General features: G+C 37.3%; 14 protein-coding genes. 12 read left to right on the forward strand and 2 right to left on the reverse strand.

The window, feature by feature from the left end; genetic code table 11:
• Positions 1–138: 138 nt before the first annotated feature.
• From VB694_RS16175 to VB694_RS16215, 9 genes are all read left to right on the forward strand, one after another.
• Positions 139–2,295 (forward strand): M48 family metalloprotease, encoded by a 2,157-nt coding sequence (locus tag VB694_RS16175; protein WP_323361412.1) that lies wholly within the window; start codon positions 139–141, stop codon positions 2,293–2,295.
• A gap of 454 nt (positions 2,296–2,749) precedes the next feature.
• Positions 2,750–3,988, forward strand: a complete 1,239-nt coding sequence (locus VB694_RS16180) for a transposase (protein WP_323361354.1) — start codon at positions 2,750–2,752, stop codon at positions 3,986–3,988.
• Positions 3,989–4,143: 155 nt separating this feature from the next.
• Positions 4,144–4,641 (forward strand): RNA-binding protein, encoded by a 498-nt coding sequence (locus tag VB694_RS16185; protein WP_323361355.1) that lies wholly within the window; start codon positions 4,144–4,146, stop codon positions 4,639–4,641.
• An 842-nt stretch (positions 4,642–5,483) separates the two neighbouring features.
• The gene (locus tag VB694_RS16190; protein ID WP_323361356.1) at positions 5,484–6,749 is read left to right on the forward strand and encodes a glycosyltransferase family 1 protein; all 1,266 of its coding nucleotides are present in this window, start codon (positions 5,484–5,486) and stop codon (positions 6,747–6,749) included.
• Between the two features lie 257 nt (positions 6,750–7,006).
• Positions 7,007–7,345 (forward strand): type II toxin-antitoxin system VapC family toxin, encoded by a 339-nt coding sequence (locus VB694_RS16195; protein WP_323361357.1) that lies wholly within the window; start codon positions 7,007–7,009, stop codon positions 7,343–7,345.
• Positions 7,346–7,482: 137 nt separating this feature from the next.
• On the forward strand, positions 7,483–7,728 hold the full coding sequence (locus tag VB694_RS16200) for a hypothetical protein (RefSeq protein WP_323361358.1): 246 nt from the start codon (positions 7,483–7,485) through the stop codon (positions 7,726–7,728).
• Positions 7,725–8,171, forward strand: a complete 447-nt coding sequence (locus VB694_RS16205) for a type II toxin-antitoxin system VapC family toxin (protein ID WP_323361359.1) — start codon at positions 7,725–7,727, stop codon at positions 8,169–8,171. The genes VB694_RS16200 and VB694_RS16205 overlap by 4 nt, the downstream gene beginning before the upstream one ends.
• A gap of 125 nt (positions 8,172–8,296) precedes the next feature.
• The gene (locus tag VB694_RS16210) at positions 8,297–8,488 is read left to right on the forward strand and encodes a hypothetical protein (RefSeq protein WP_323361360.1); all 192 of its coding nucleotides are present in this window, start codon (positions 8,297–8,299) and stop codon (positions 8,486–8,488) included.
• Positions 8,489–8,490: 2 nt separating this feature from the next.
• Positions 8,491–8,874 (forward strand): type II toxin-antitoxin system VapC family toxin, encoded by a 384-nt coding sequence (locus VB694_RS16215; protein ID WP_323361361.1) that lies wholly within the window; start codon positions 8,491–8,493, stop codon positions 8,872–8,874.
• A 152-nt stretch (positions 8,875–9,026) separates the two neighbouring features.
• Here VB694_RS16215 and VB694_RS16220 read toward each other — a convergent pair whose 3' ends face one another.
• Complete coding sequence (locus VB694_RS16220; protein WP_323361362.1) at positions 9,027–9,692, reverse strand: S-layer homology domain-containing protein; 666 nt, start codon at positions 9,690–9,692, stop codon at positions 9,027–9,029.
• Between the two features lie 221 nt (positions 9,693–9,913).
• Between VB694_RS16220 and rpiA the strand changes: the two genes are divergently transcribed.
• Both rpiA and VB694_RS16230 read left to right on the forward strand, forming a co-directional pair.
• Complete coding sequence (gene rpiA, locus VB694_RS16225; RefSeq protein ID WP_323361363.1) at positions 9,914–10,624, forward strand: ribose-5-phosphate isomerase RpiA; 711 nt, start codon at positions 9,914–9,916, stop codon at positions 10,622–10,624.
• A 112-nt stretch (positions 10,625–10,736) separates the two neighbouring features.
• Positions 10,737–11,918: an aldo/keto reductase gene (locus VB694_RS16230; protein ID WP_323361364.1), complete on the forward strand. Its 1,182-nt coding sequence runs from the start codon at positions 10,737–10,739 to the stop codon at positions 11,916–11,918.
• Positions 11,919–12,023: 105 nt separating this feature from the next.
• Here the strand turns inward: VB694_RS16230 and VB694_RS16235 are convergent, their stop codons facing one another.
• Positions 12,024–13,325: a hemolysin family protein gene (locus VB694_RS16235; protein WP_323361365.1), complete on the reverse strand. Its 1,302-nt coding sequence runs from the start codon at positions 13,323–13,325 to the stop codon at positions 12,024–12,026.
• A 417-nt stretch (positions 13,326–13,742) separates the two neighbouring features.
• Here VB694_RS16235 and mfd point away from each other — a divergent pair, with 417 nt between their 5' ends.
• Positions 13,743–17,246, forward strand: a complete 3,504-nt coding sequence (mfd, locus tag VB694_RS16240) for a transcription-repair coupling factor (protein WP_323361366.1) — start codon at positions 13,743–13,745, stop codon at positions 17,244–17,246.
• Positions 17,247–17,322 lie beyond the last annotated feature (76 nt).

Genomic DNA, 17,322 nt, shown 5'->3' on the forward strand with positions numbered 1-17,322 from the left:
TAGGAATAGGTAATATTGATCTTTCTTCTGCCTTCTACCTCCTGAACAAATTCAGGGACGCGCATCTATTTTTTGAATTTTCAATGATCAATGAAAGTGCGTGTATTACCTAGAAGAAATTGGAGTGCCAAAATTTCTATGTCGTCATCTCAACAATCATCTTTGGAGACTGGTTTAGTTGCCCTCAAAAAGGGAAATTACTACTCAGCAATTACTCAACTTGTACCTATTGCCAGTAGCTCAGAACAAAGCAATACTAGCTTGCAAGCTCAGGTTGGTTTAGTGATGGCTTATGCACGCACAGGTGAAATTTCCAAAGCGATCGCCTTGTGCAAAAATTTAATCGAGAGTGATAATTCAGAAGTTCAAGAGTGGGCAGAACGCGCTCTTGAACACTTGATTAAACGTCAAAAAAGGCTCAATTCAAATAATATTACAAATTCTCTTCAATCAACAAAGCAACAAAAAAACATCTCAGAAAACAATACTCCCAACACTGATCTAGAAAATACAAGCTTCAGTATTTCTGGGAATAGAACAACAGAAAAAGTTAGCATTTATTGGCGACAAGCTAGACGAGCTAAAGTATGGCAACCTCTGCGTAAATATAACTTAATACCTTCCCGACTACTAGCTTTAGGCACTTTCATGGCTTTGTTTTGGGTATTGCAAGTCATGCTTGAGTTAGTTATGGGTTTAACCAACCAGATTTTAGACAAACTACCTTATGTAAATCCATTGTCATTTTTATATAGCAATCCTAGTTCATTAATATTAGTTTTATTATTGATTCTGCTGGGATTGTCTCCTTGGTTGCTAGATTGGCTACTAGCAGAATTTTATGAACAGCAGCAGTTATCTAAAGATATTTTGTATAGCCATAGTCGTGAATCAATCAGGATCATACAGCGTACTTGTCAACTGCGCCAGTGTCCTGTTCCCAAGCTGAAGATTTTACCAATGGCAGCACCAATGATGCTCACCTATGGTAATCTCCCCCGTACAGCCCGGATTGTTATTAGCCAAGGACTATTAGAAGCACTAACAGATGATGAAATAGCTAGTATCTATGCTATGGCTTTAGGGCAAATTCACCGTTGGGATTTTTTGGTTATGTCTTTGGCGTTGCTGGTGACTTTGCCATTTTATAAAATCTATCAGCAAGCATCGACTTGGGGAAATAAAACTGAAAAGCCCATTTTTCGCTGGATAAGCTGTTGTGCAGCTAGTTTGAGTTATGGAATTTGGTGTTTACTGACTGGGACAACTTTGCTTAATTCCCGACTGCGACTTTATCATAGCGATCGCATTGCAGCCGAAATCACAGGTAATCCTAACGGACTAATTCGGGCTTTACTGAAAATTACCGTGGGTATTGCTGATGATATCAAAAAACAAAAGCATACCTGCTGGCAACTAGAAAGCCTGAATATCCTCGCCCCAGTTGGCTATCAACAAAGCCTTTCTTTGGGAAGTATGGCAGGTCAGCTACCTTGGGAATCATTGTTAATATGGGAAAACTGCAATCCTTATCGGCAATGGTTTACTATTAACAACAGTCATCCTTTAATGGGCGATCGCCTCCAACACCTCTGTCAAATTGCCCGTCATTGGCATCTAGAAACTGAACTACATCTCACCAATTCAGAATTTTCCTCCGTTAAACCTCAATCCTTTTTGTTACAAATTGCCCCTTGGTTGGGTATTCCTTTAGGTTTATTCTTAGCAGGTATGTTTTGGTTAACTTGGCAAACCGCTTATGCTTTTCATTTTTTAAACCTGAAATGGATTTATGATGATTGGTCTTTTGTTACAGGTTTTTTAATGATTGGCTTTAGCATCGGTACAGTCATGCGCCTAAATGCCTTTTTTCCTCAAATCAAACCCTTCACTCTACAAGGTGATGACCAAATTCTGAAGCTATTCACAGACCCCGTCGCTTTACCACTTGATAGTGTCAGTGTGCGTATTGTGGGGACATTATTAGGTCGTCGAGGCCATTGCAACTGTTTAGCCCAAGACCTGATTTTACAATCCAGCGCAGGTTTAGTAAAACTACACCATATTCCTTGGTTAGAACTCTCAGCCACTCCCCAAGAATTGATTGGCAGACAAATCACCGTCACAGGTTGGTTACGACGAGGCGCAACACCTTGGATCGATATTCAAACCTTAGAAACTCAAAGTGGAACAATCATTAATAGTCCCCATCCCATTTTTTCTACTGTTTTGGCCGTCATCGCCCAAGCCTGGGGTGCTTATGTTATGCTCACAGCCCAATCTGTGGCGGGATAATTAAAAGAATGCAGAATTTAGAATTACGTTTTGCACCGGGGATTTTACCCCCAAAGGTAAATTCAATACCTTAATTCTCCCAACACAGTAGCAAATCGACCAGCCGATGGCTGGTTTTTGCCTTCCAAAATCCTCTTGTGGAAAAAATGTATTGTATGCTAAGATGTTAAAATTGTATGGAAAAAATGTAGATGCTAAACTAGCTAAGTAGGAAATGCCGTAATCCTGTCAAGAAATGGTATTTAATTCTGCTGATCAAAGCTAGGAAAAATTCATTTACTGCGGTGGACGGTGAGCTATTAAATTTATAACTCTGAGAATTAAAATGGTATTAGATGATTAATAGTCACAAATCTTGTAGCCCAGTAATGATAGCTATAAAAATTAGTATTGAAAGTCTTGACTAGGTTATAATCATAAGTTAGTATATATAAGCATAATTTTAAACATCATCATGCAATTAGTTGAGCGGCATATTATTCAAAGAAATCATCTCCATTATCAGGAGATTGACGCTTTGTGTGTATCCGCCAAAAATCTCTACAATTACGCTAACTTTCATATTCGCCAAAGTTTTATTTTTAATAATAAATATCTCGATGAGAATTTTTTATCTAAACAACTAAAATCTTCTGAAACTTATCAGGCTTTACCCGATCAAGTAGCACAACAAGTATTATTAGGTTTACATCGCAATTGGTTAAGCTTTTTTGCAGCAATTAAGAACTATACAGAAGATAACAATAAATTTATAGGCAGACCTAAATTACCCAAGTATAAACACAAAGAAAAGGGTAGACATTTATTAGTTTATCCGGCTCAGGCAGTGAGTAACGCCAACATCCAAGCAGGATTGATTCATCTGTCACAAACCCATATTTACATTCCTACATCTTTAGATTATTCCCGTCTGTATCAAGTGAGGATTGTACCCAAGATTGACCATTATGTGGTAGAAGTTGTTTATGAAAAAAAGGAGTTAGATTATGGTTTAGAGCCAGATTTTATGGCAGCGATTGATTTAGGCATAGATAACCTTGCTACCTTAACTACTAACAAGCCTGGATTTGTGCCAGTTCTTGTCAAAGGGCGAATTATCAAGTCAATTAATCGTCATTACAATCAACAAAAAGCTCAATTGCAATCTTTACTACCGACTCATCAAAAGACCTCTAAACGATTGCAACGTTTAACTAAAAAGCGGAATTTTCGATTAGATGATTATCTGCATAAAGCTAGTCGCTTGATTATTGACCTGATGGTGAAGAATAGGATTGGAACTTTAGTTATTGGTCAAAATCCCCTATACCAGCAGAATGCTAACTTAGGTGGAAAAAAGCAGCAAGACTTTGTGTTTATTCCCTACACTCGATTTGTGCAACAGTTGAGTTATAAAGCCAAATTAGTGGGAATTAAGATATTGATTGCTGAGGTATCCTATACTAGTATAGCTTCCTTTTTGGATCAAGATCCAATTCCTACTGAGGGAGAGACTAATGCTCACCAGGTCAAATTTAGTGGTCAAAGAATTAGGACTAAGCTATATAGAGCAGGTAATGGTTTATTGATTCACGCTGATGTAAATGGTAGTTTGAATATTTTAAGAAAAGTAATCCCGACAGCATTTAGTCGAGGGATAGAGGGCGTTATAGTTCGCCCTGTCGGGGTTATTCCCTATAAACAGACAGCATGATATCAAGGTCTATGCAGTTTGAAACTATGAGATTGATAGTTTGGATTAAAAAAATTGGTTGATGGCGATTTTAGTTAATAGTATCTATTGAAAAGCCAAAACCAAGTGATTGTTGTCGTCAATACAAGTTCATTTCAACTCTGGAGATATAGTTCATGTCCATTCGCTTATATATAGGTAATTTGCCCAAAGAAGAAATAGATCGTCAAGAGTTGCAAGCAGTATTTGCAGCTGAAGGCGATGCTGTCACCACCAAGTTGATTAAAGACCGAAAAACAGGCAAATGTCGTGGTTTCGGTTTTTTGACTGTGAACAATGACGAGCAAGCAGACCAAATCATTGAAAAGTATAATGGTCAATTGTTCAAAGACACCGCCATCAAGCTAGAAAAGGCATTACCTCGTACCAAAGGTGACGAAGGTGAAGATCAAGCTCCCAAAGCTGCTAGTCAAGCTACTAGCGCCCCAGTACCTAGCATCAATAGAGAAAATCGTCGTGAAAAAGGCGCTAAGAAGTCTCGACGTGGTGGTGGTGGTAGTGGCTCTCGTGAAACAGCTACTACAGTTGATTCAGACGCGATTCGTCCAGATCCTCGTTGGGCTGCTGATTTAGAAAAGCTCAAGCAAATGTTAGCAGCACAAACTACCAACTGATCCTCTAGCGAAAGAGCTAAAAATTAAAAATCACAAATGATGCTTGCTGATTTTTAATTTTTGGTTGTTCTATTGCATCTAAAGCTACTAAATTCATCGGAAATCACCACCCTTCGTGGACTGTTTTTTGTGCAACCAACAATAACAGAGGTATTGAGCAGTGCTGAAAGCCAGACTAGGCTATCCGCACTGCTCAATTTTATTTGTCATTAGTCATTAGTCATTAGTCATTAGGAAAAGGCAAAAGGCAGGAGTTGATGAATTTTACCCAATCCCCAGTCCCCAATCCCCAGTCCCCAGTCCCCAGTCCCCAGTCCCCAGTTCCCTAATGTAAGTTTTTTACAAAAATGTAGCTTATTTAACAAAAAAATATACTTCGAGATAATAGTATAAGTCAATACAATTATCCAAAAGGTAATTTCACCAACAAAGTCTGATGACAGGGGAGAGTCTTTGACAATTCATTGCCCTGAATTGACAGGGAGTTATCATTAGTATTTTGACTAAATCAAGAGTTTAAACTACTGAATTAAAAGCTTGGAAATTTGAGTTTCAAACCTAGATTAAAGTCACTGAAAAATTTATTTATAGAGTAATTAATCTCCCATTTGTCAGGGACAATATTCGTTCGCTTATATAACAAATAAAATAGAATTTCATCTATTATAAGTATTAAATATTAATATACAAAATTAGGCAGATTTAACTAAAATATCGATACTGAAAAAGTATTTTTAAATTAAAATAAAGATTAATCGAAGTTTCTAAAGAATTCAGGTAAGCGTGAACAACGCCAACTTGGAACTGCATACTACCTTGTGACAATCAACAACACAAAACCTATGAACTCTACCACTAACAAACGCATTGCCTTGATTTCAGTCCACGGTGATCCAGCGATTGAAATTGGGAGAGAGGAGGCTGGAGGACAAAATGTGTATGTCCGTCAAGTGGGTGAAGCACTATCCCAGCTAGGATGGCAAGTTGATATGTTTAGCCGGAAAGTGAGTGCTGACCAAGAAGATATTGTTCAACATAACCCCCGCTGTCGAACCATTCGATTAACAGCCGGACCTGTAGAATTTGTCCCACGGGATAACGGCTTTAAATACTTGCCAGAATTTGTGGAACAGTTATTGAAATTTCAAAAAGAAAATGGTTTTAAATATGAGGTTGTTCATACTAACTACTGGCTATCTAGCTGGGTAGGATTGCAGTTAAAACAAATCCAAGGAAGTAAACAAGTTCACACATACCATTCTTTAGGAATAGTCAAATATAACACAATCGAAAATATTCCTTTGGTTGCGAGTCAACGCCTAGCAGTAGAAAAAGAAGTATTAGAAACAGCGGAAAGAATTGTGGCTACAAGTCCACAAGAAAAACAACACATGAGAACTTTGGTTTCCCATCAAGGAAACATTGATATTATTCCTTGTGGTACAGATATTCGCCGCTTTGGTTCAGTTGATAGAGAGACTGCAAGAGTAGCATTAGGAATTAAACCAGAAGATAAGGTTGTTTTATATGTAGGACGGTTTGACCCACGTAAAGGGATAGAAACCTTGGTGCGTGCTGTGCGTGAGTCACAGTTTTATGGTGACAAAGACTTAAAATTGATGATTGGTGGGGGAAGTACACCAGGTAATAGTGATGGTAGAGAACGCGATCGCATTGAGGGAATTGTGAAAGAATTAGGTATGAGTGAATGTACTGTTTTCCCTGGTCTTCTCAAACAGGATATCCTCCCAACTTATTACGCTGCGGCTGATGTTTGCGTTGTTCCGAGTCATTATGAACCCTTTGGACTGGTAGCAGTGGAAGCGATGTCCAGCGGAACACCAGTTATAGCTAGTGATGTGGGTGGACTTCAGTTTACTGTGGTGAATGAAAATACTGGATTGTTAGTACCACCTCAAGATGTAACCGCTTTTAGTAATGCTATTGACCGTATTCTTAGTAATCCAGAATGGCGTGCAGAATTGGGTAAATCTGCAAATATGCGGGTGATGAGTAAGTTTAGCTGGGATGGTGTGGCTAATCAGTTAGATTCGCTTTATACTGAACTGCTGCAATCTGTGAAAGAGCCGGCTTTGGTTGCTGGTTGATAATTTTTTTGACGGGTAAAGAACAAGTTTGTAATATCCCCTGGTTTTGGAAGGGGATATTTTTTTTCGCGCAAAGTCGCAAAGGAGCAAAGGAAGGAAAGGAAGGAGGAGAAAAATTGAATATGAGTATTTTGAGTTTAAGAAACTAAATATTCACTAGGTAATAAATCAATAAACTGACTGTGGGTTTTAGTATTGTTATAATGGTTATTGATACTTCTGCTATTATAGCAATTATTTATGCTGAACCTGAATAATTGATATTTATTGAACTTATTAACGAAAGTGCAGATTGTTTACTTTCTTCTTCAGGTTATGTGGAAGCATCTATCGTTTTAGGTACTAAACATGGTCAGCAAGGTATAGAAAATCTGAATTTATTAATTGCAGCATTGTATATAACTATTGTACCTTTTACTGTAGAACAGGCACAATTAGCAAGTGCAGCATTTTTGAAATTTGGTAAAGGCCGTCATCCTGCAAAACTGAATATGGGAGATTGCTTTTCTTATGCTTTAGCAAAATCTACAAATCAACCTTTATTATTCAAAGGTAATGACTTTATTCACACCGATATTGATCAAGTTAATTATTAATTGATGCTATATTTGATGTAGACAATAAACATCCTGAAAATCCTTTCATCCTGGATATCCTGATTCAGACAGTTTAGGGTTTATAATTGATATACAGTGTAATATTGCCTATAACTTAGTAAATGACATAAACAATTATGAATGTACAACTTGTTGACTCCCTTGTAGAAATTGTTTCCAAATTAACTCCCGAAGATCAGAAACTTTTTCTATCTAAACTTTCTCATAAAAAGATTATTCCAGCAGCAAAACAGGAAAATTTAACCTCAGCAGAAAAAGTAGCACAATTTCAAGAATGGTTATCTCAATTTCCTCAAAGTACTATTACCCTATCAGATGAAGCACTGCGTCGAGAAAATATTTATGATGATAGAGGAATATGAAAAGCTATTTACTCGATACCAATATTATTCTTAGATTTGCAAATTCTCAATCTCTGGAATATAACCTGATACGGAATACTATTTCTCAAATTTTATTACGAGGTGGTCAATGTTTTATTACCTCTCAAGTAATCATTGAATTTTGGGTTGTTGCTACTCGTCCTGTTAATGTTAATGGATTAGGATGGACTGTAGAACAAACTACTCAAGCAGTACAAATGTTAATAAATCAATTTGATTTACTAGAAGAAACACCAAATGTATTTTCTATTTGGTTGAATTTAGTAACAACATATAATATTTCTGGTAAACGCACTCATGATATACACATATTAGCCGTGATGCTTGCTCATAATATCAGCCATATTTTAACTTTAAATCCCAAAGATTTTATAGCTGTTCCCGAAATTACGATTATTCATCCTCAAAGTATTAATAACTAAGAATATTGTAAATGCAATTATCCTGTAAATCCTATAATCCTGGTTATCCTGATATGGCTTACGCCACGCTATGCTATCAGACAATATGTTACAATCTGAATTGAGAGAAACAGGAGCATAAAACTATGCCATTAATCAAAATACCAAGACATTATCTTGTGTCTCAAGATGAAGATTCAATTACGGTAGATGTACCAGAATCAATGCTATTAAATTGGAAAAAAGACTATGAAAAAATTATTCAAGCAAAAGGAATTTTAAAGCATAAAAAAGCAGCAATGTTAGCTCATTTAGATACTCTGCGTCAGGAATGGTAAGAATGAGATATCTTTATGATACCAATATTTTTATTTACTATCTAGGCGATGATATAACAGTTAATTCATGGTTTACAGAAGAGTTTTTGAATTTGCACGAAATTCTAGTTTCACCAATTATCTGCATTGAATTACTGAGTTTTGCCGGCTTATCAAAAGAGGAGGAACAGTCTATTGAAGATTTACTATCTCAGTTTAACACAGTTCCATTGTTACGAGAAATTGAAAATCAGACAATCCAAATCAAACGACAATATAAAATTAAACTTCCGGATGCAATTATCGCCACTACAGCAATAAATCAAGACGCATTTTTAGTAACAAGAAATGTCAGTGATTTTAAAGGAATTACTGGACTAAAGATTGAGAATCCTTTTGTTAGTTGATAACGGAGGAAAATATGACTTTTATCCTGTAAATCCTTTCATCCTGGGTATCCTAATGCAGACAAATTCATCAAAAAAAATCCTGTCAATCCTTATGCAAAGAATACCAAGGAATGAGGATTTGAAAGATATTCTGGGTAAGTCCCGATATATTATAAAATACCGGGAACTATGGGCATTTGCGGTTGTTTTTGTTGACGTTCCAAATATTTATTTAACAGATAAGCCATGTCACCACGGGTCATGGGACGTAAGGGGTTGATATTACCATCGGTGTCTGTGTTGATAAATCCTTCACTGATGACTGTAGCGATCGCTCTTCTCGCCCATTTCGGGATATAATTTTGGTCAGGGTAGGATTTTAGTATTTCGTTGACGGTTGGCTCAGAAAACTGAAAAACTCCATAAGCTTGGGCAAAAATTGCTAAACCTTCAGCCCTAGTAACTTTTTGATTAGGGAAAAACATATTCCCCCGATAACCTTTCATAATATCAGTTTTCAACACTGTTTGAATATCTTGATATGCCCAATAATAATTAGGCACATCTGGGATGATTATGGCTTTTTCTTGTTTAGCTGCTTGTCGTTTATCTAAATAAAAAGCTTTCACTAAAATTGATGCTAATTCTGCCCGACTAATTAACTTTTCTGGATAAAATTTTCCATCGGGTAGGTTATCCATTAATTTTGCTTCTACAACTTTTTGGATATAATCTGAATTAGTAGCAGGTAGTTGTTCTGTAGCTGCTTCCTGGGCAAATACTGGAGAGGTTTGCAGCAAAGTTACTAAAGTCAATATACCTAGTAATTTTTTCATGTCTATGATAATTTTCAACCTGTATTTATTGCTCAGTTATAGTGACGCTTGTTTAATTATTAAAGTTGCAGATTTTATCTTGTTATGAATTATTAATATTATTTAGTATAGGAATGATTAATTTTTAGATTTAATTTCTAAGCAATTACAAATTACCCATTTTGTAGTATATTCGGCTGTGAGAGTATCTTTCATTTTATGAAATTTTCAGGAGTTTAGGAATGTCCGTAGCAGCAGACCCCGTGAAGTTGATGAAGCAAGAAGTTGGTAAAGCCGCCGCCGCCCTGGTAAAATCAGGTTCTATTGTTGGGTTGGGTACGGGGTCAACTACAGCTTACACCATACAGTTTTTGGGCGATCGCCTCAAGTCTGGTGAACTTAAAGATATTGTCGGTATCCCCACTTCATTTCAGTCGGAAGTGTTAGCAAAACAGTACGGCGTTCCTCTCACCACTTTAGATGCTATTGACCACATCGACATTGCTATTGATGGTGCTGATGAAGTTGACCCCCACAAAAACTTGATTAAAGGTGGTGGTGCAGCACATACCCGCGAAAAAGTGGTAGATTACCTAGCAGAGCAATTTATTGTTGTGGTTGATGGTGGTAAGTTAGTCACTCGCTTGGGTTCTAGTTTTGCTGTCCCAGTGGAAGTTATTCCTATGGCTATTACCCCTGTGATTAATGCAATTAAGAAACTCGGTGGTCAACCTGAACTGCGTATGGGTGTGAAAAAAGCTGGACCCGTGATCACCGATCAAGGTAATATGGTACTAGATGTCACATTTGATAATATTGATGACCCCGTAAATTTAGAAAAAACACTGAATAATATCCCCGGTGTTTTGGAAAATGGCATCTTTGTTAACTGTGTTGATTTGGTTTTGATTGGTGAAGTGATTGATGGAAAACCTGTTGTTCGGCAAATGTAGTTAAAATCAATAAGGTGGGTATTTCCCACCTATGAAAAAGCTCACGCAAAGACGCAAAGACGCAAAAAGATTGCTTTTTTTAATTACATTTATGATTATCTAAAATTACGTGATGATATACAGAAGATTTGGACGCACAAACTTACAAATGCCCGTGTTTTCCTGCGGAGGAATGCGTTATCAATTTAAATGGCAGGATGTTGCACCAGAAGAAATTCCTCAAGATAATCAAGAAAATTTAGAAGCTGTTATTCATCGTGCGGTTGAGTTAGGAATTAATCATATTGAAACTGCAAGGTTTTATGGAACTTCAGAAATGCAGTTAGGGAAAGTATTACCTAAATTTCCCCGTGAAAAGTTAATTGTGCAAACTAAAGTTCCTCCTGTTGCAGATGCGAAAGAGTTCCGAAAAACATTTGAAAAATCTTTGACATATCTTCAATTAGATTATGTTGATTTATTGGGATTACATGGTATTAATACTGCGGAAGCTTTAGATTATAGTATTAATGATGGTGGTTGTTTAGAAGTTGCTAAAGAACTACAAGCACAAGGAAAAGTCAGGTTTATTGGTTTTTCTACCCATGCACCACTTGAGATAATTTTAAAAGCAATTAATACCAATCAATTTGATTATGTAAACCTACATTGGTACTATATAAATCAATGGAATTGGTCAGCAATTGCAGCAGCTAATCAATTAGATATGGGTGTGTTTATTATCAGCCCTGCTAATAAAGGAGGTTTGTTATATCAACCTTCTGAAAAATTAGTAAATCTTTGTCAACCATTGAGTCCGATGGTGTTTAATGATTTGTTTTGTCTGAGTCATTTCCAAGTCAATACTTTAAGTATTGGTGCTGCTAAACCGACTGATTTTGATGAACATTTAAAGACTTTAGAATTATTAGATAAAGCTGAAGAAATATTACCACCAATTATTGAACGGTTAGAAAATGCAGTCAGAGAAACTTTAGGTAAAGATTGGGCAAAAACCTGGGATCTAAATTTACCTAATTGGGAAGAAACACCAGGACAGATAAATATTAAAGTGATTTTGTGGTTGCTGAATTTAGCCTTAGTTTATGACATGATTGAGTATGGGAAAATGCGTTATAATTTATTAGGTAATGGTAATGATTGGTTTCCTGGTAATCGGGCTGATAAGTTAGCAGAATTAGATTTGAGAGAATGTCTAATTAATAGTCCTCATGCTGATAAAATTCCGCAGATGTTAGCGAAAGCTCATGAAATGTTAAAGGGTGAAGAAGTAAAGCGGTTATCTCAGAGTTAATTCGTAAGTATTCAGCTATAGCAATCTTTCATACCCAGATCCCCGACTTCTAAGATCAATTTATCATTTATGGACACAATAAACAAAAGAAGTCGGGGATCTTATTTACATTACTTTTGGTACAACTAATACCTTATCGACACGATTACCATCCATATCCATGACTTCAATTCTCATACCTCGCCATTGAAAATGATCAGCTGCTGTGGGTATACGTCCTAAATGGGTAATAACTAAACCACCCAAAGTTTGATAGCTACCCTTTTCTTCAGTTTTTAATTCTTCTATATCAAAAAGTTCCAAAAAATCTTCTACTGGTAACATCCCATCTACTAACCAAGAACCATCTTCCCGTTGTACAGCTTGTGGTTCTTCCTGTCCTGGTCCTGCGGGAACATCACCGACAATTTCACTCATAATATCATTGAGAGTTACTAATCCTTGAATTACTCCGTATTCATCGACTACTAAAGCGATATGAGTGATGGTTTGTTTAAATAACTCTAAAACTTTTAAACCCCGTGTACTTTCGGGTACAAATATCGGTTGACGCAAACCAATTGTTAAATCAAAGGATTCTTGACGTAAACTTCTAGCTAATAAATCGGTGACAGGGATAATACCTACAACATTATCAAGTCCCTCTTGACATACGGGATAGCGAGAATAGGCACTTTCGGACATTTTCTGGCGGTTTTCTTCGGGGGAATCATCCAAGTCTAACCAAACAATATCAGGACGGGGTGTCATTAAGGAACTAACGGGGCGATCGCCTAACCGGAAAACTCTTTCTACCATGTCCTGTTCGGCTTCTTCAAATGTTCCCGCTTCTGTCCCTTGTTCAATTAAAATTTTAATTTCTTCCTCAGTCACTTGAGGTTCAGTAGAAGGTGTAATTCCCAAAATTCGCAACACTAAGTCTGTAGATGCACTTAAAAGATAAACTATAGGAGAAGCTAGTTTAGCTAAAGCAGTCATAGGTATAGCCACCAAAGCGGCTATTCTTTCGGGGTTATTTAAAGCGAGGCGTTTGGGGACAAGTTCACCGACAATCAGGGAAAGATAGGTAATAACTAAAACCACTATCCCCACAGCGATCGCATTACTATAATTAGCTAAAATGGGTATTGGCTTGATATACTCTTCTAGTCTTTTGGCAATGGTAGCACCGCCAAACACACCATTCAGGATATTAATGAGTGTAATTCCCACCTGAATAATAGACAAAAAATGGTTGGGAGATTCTGCTAATCTCAATGCAGCATTGGCGTTAATATTTCCTTGATTGGCTAACTGCTGTAGTCTGACTTTCCGGGCTGAGACTACGGCCATCTCAGACATCGAAAATATCCCATTCGCTAAAATTAGCACCAAAATTGTTAAAATTTCAAAACTGATGGAAGACATTTTTAAACTTGTCGCTATAAAGAGTAGATGTATCAGGCGATGAAAATTCAGCCGATATTAATTACAGCAGGAGTAGGAATCGTAGGGGCGTTCGCAAAGCGTGCTGTAAGCATCAGCATTCAAGCAATAAATTATCCATTTTTATACAAGGATATTTTCCGAATGCTTCGCCCGTACAAGCTTTGTGTATAGGTTTCAATTTAGATTCTGTACATCATTGATCTGCAATCTGCTGTATTTCTTAGTATCTAATATTTAAGGTGATTCTCTCAATACTTTGAATATACACAAAGTAGTAGTTAAGCTTGATTCTTTCCCCTTCATCGTCAAGAGTGGGATTAAAACTTTTAAAATGGTTGATATAAACTACTTCTAGATTTTTGTATCTACAACAATTTCCAATTTAGCGTAAAACTTATGGCCTTTTCTTCCATTGTGCGTGCTTTGGCGCGATCGCCTCTCACCGCAGAACTCATTACCAAACTCAACAAACAACAGGAATTGCGGTTAAATGGCATTTCTCGTCTCCCCAAGGGAATGGTAGCTTCAGCATTAGCAAACTATGAAGATCAGAATTTATGTGTGGTGTGTGCCACTCTGGAGGAAGCTGGCCGAGTTTTCGCCCAAATGGAAGCAATGGGGTGGAAAACTGTCCATTTTTACCCCACTTCCGAAGCTTCTCCCTATGAACCCTTTGACCCTGAAAATGAACTCAGTTGGGGTCAAATGCAGGTTTTGGCTGATTTGGTCAGTGGTCAATTGTCAAAACAAAAAACTGCCATAATTGCTACTGTGGGGGCATTACAGCCGCATTTACCACCACCGGAGGCGTTTAAATCATTCTGTCTAACTTTACAAAAGGGGATGGAATACGATTTAAATGAGTTCAGCGAAAAAATCACGATTTTGGGCTATGAACGAGTTCCCCTGGTGGAAACAGAAGGACAATGGAGTAGACGAGGGGATATTGTGGATGTGTTTCCGGTATCTTCCGAGTTGCCTGTGCGTTTGGAATGGTTTGGAGACGAAATTGAACAAATTCGGGAATTTGACCCCTCTACACAGCGTTCTGCCCTGGATAAGGTGGAAAAAATCACCCTCACCCCTACCAGTTTTACACCAATTATCAACACAGCACTTACAGAAAATGTAGAGACGTTTCAGGGAACGTCTTTACAAGAAGGAAGTCGGCGGTTTTTGGGGTTGGCTTTTGCAAAACCTGCTTCATTGCTGGACTATTTATCAGAAAATACTCTTGTTGCTATTGATGAACCAGAACAATGTTATGCTCATAGCGATCGCTGGGTAGAAAATGCTGAAACTCAATGGTCCGTAGGGGCGAAGCATTTGGAAGATCAATTATCGGTGGTTGCAAAAAATAGTTCTCCAAATGCTTCGCCCCTACATTTTTCGGTTGAATTACCTAAAATTCATCGAAATTTTGATGAGTGTTTAGCAGAAATTGGCAATTTTAAAAAGTTATATTTATCGGAATTATCAGAAGAAAATAGTGGACTGAATTTAGCGAGTAGACCTTTACCTGTCACCCCTCACCAATTTGCTAAGTTAGGAGAAACAATTCGACAAGAACGCGATCGCAATTTTGCAGTTTGGATAATTTCTGCTCAACCTTCCCGTTCTGTTTCTCTCCTCCAAGAACACGATTGTCCTGCTCAATTTATCCCCAATCCCCGCGATTATCAAGCTATTGATAAACTGCAAATTAATCATATCCCCATAGCTCTCAAATATTCCGGTTTAGCAGAATTAGAAGGTTTTATTTTACCTTCTTTTCGGTTAGTTATTGTTACCGATAGAGAATTTTATGGACAACATTCTTTAGCTAATTTTGGCTATGTCCGTAAACGTCGTCAAGCGACATCTAAACAAGTAGATCCTAATAAATTACGTCAGGGAGATTATGTTGTTCATCGTAGTCATGGTATTGGTAAATTTGTCAAGTTAGAAAGTTTGACAATTAATCATGAAACCCGTGATTATTTAGTAATTCAATATGCTGATGGTGTGCTGAGAGTTGCTGCTGATCAAGTTGGTTCTTTATCCCGATTTAGAACTAATGCAGATAAACCCCCAGAACTGCATAAAATGACCGGCAAAGCTTGGGATAATACCAAGAATAAAGTCCGAAAAGCCATTAAGAAACTAGCGGTAGACTTATTAAAATTGTATGCAGCACGTTCTCAGCAACAGGGTTTTTCTTATCCCCAGGATATGCCTTGGCAAGAAGAAATGGAAGATTCTTTCCCCTATCAACCTACCACAGATCAGCTAAAAGCGGTACAAGATGTGAAACGGGATATGGAAAGTGAAAGACCGATGGATCGGTTAGTATGTGGAGATGTGGGTTTTGGGAAAACAGAAGTAGCAATTAGGGCGATTTTTAAAGCTGTCACCGCAGGAAAGCAAGTTGCACTTTTAGCACCAACGACAATTTTAACTCAACAACATTATCACACAATTAAAGAACGTTTTGCACCCTATCCTGTGAATGTAGGTTTACTCAATCGTTTTCGCAGTGCTGAAGAAAAACGTAATATTCAAAAACGGCTCGCAACTGGAGAATTAGATATAGTTGTGGGGACACATCAGTTATTAGGAAAAAGTGTCCAATTTAAAGATTTAGGACTTTTAGTAATTGACGAAGAACAAAGATTTGGAGTTAATCAAAAGGAAAAAATCAAAAGCCTAAAAACTGAAGTTGATGTTTTAACTCTTTCTGCAACTCCCATTCCCCGAACCTTATATATGTCATTATCAGGAATTAGGGAAATGAGTTTAATTACTACTCCACCTCCTACCAGAAGACCAATTCAAACCCATCTCGCACCTTTAAACCCCGAAATTGTCAGAAGTGCAATTCGTCAAGAATTAGATCGGGGTGGACAAGTTTTTTATGTAGTACCGCGAGTAGATGGAATTGAAGAAACCACTGCAAATTTACGGGAAATGGTACCAGGAGGAAGATTTGCGATCGCTCATGGTCAAATGGACGAAAGCGAGTTAGAATCAACCATGCTGACTTTCGGAAATAATGACGCTGACATTCTTGTTTGTACAACAATTATTGAATCGGGTTTAGATATTCCGCGAGTCAATACAATTTTAATAGAAGATGCTCACCGTTTTGGTTTATCTCAATTATATCAATTACGGGGTCGGGTAGGACGTGCCGGTATTCAAGCTCACGCATGGTTATTTTACCCCAAACAACGAGAATTATCCGATGCAGCCAGACAAAGATTAAGAGCAATTCAAGAATTCACACAACTCGGTTCTGGATATCAATTAGCAATGCGAGATATGGAAATTCGTGGTGTGGGAAACTTGCTAGGTGCAGAACAATCTGGTCAAATGGATGCAATTGGATTTGATTTGTACATGGAAATGTTAGAAGAAGCAATTCGAGAAATTAGAGGTCAAGAAATACCCAGAGTTGATGATACTCAAGTTGACCTGAATCTCACTGCATTTATTCCTTCCACCTACATTACTGATCTTGATCAAAAAATGAGTGCTTACCGCGCTGTTGCAACTGCAAAATCACAAGATGAATTAAAACAAATTGCTGCTGAATGGACTGATAGATATGGTGCTATACCAGTTCCAGCCAATCAATTATTGCGCGTGATGGAATTAAAACAATTAGCCAAAAATCTCGGATTTAGTCGCATTAAACCAGAAAATAAACAGCATATTGTTTTAGAAACACCAATGGAAGAACCAGCTTGGAATTTATTAGCAGAAAATTTAAAAGAAAGTATGCGTTCTCGTTTTGTTTATTCTCCGGGAAAGGTAACAGCAAGGGGTTTAGGTGTATTTAAAGCAGAACAACAATTGCAAACTTTAATTGATACTTTTGGGAAAATGCAAGGTGTTATTCCTGAAGCAGCTTTAGTTTAATTTAGAGGTTTAATTGACTAATCAATTCCTAAAGTTTAAGATAATATAGGACTCATATTTGAATTTTGAAAAAATC

Origin of the sequence: Anabaena sp. UHCC 0451 (genome assembly GCF_034931405.1) — a bacterium.
Classification (GTDB): domain Bacteria; phylum Cyanobacteriota; class Cyanobacteriia; order Cyanobacteriales; family Nostocaceae; genus RDYJ01.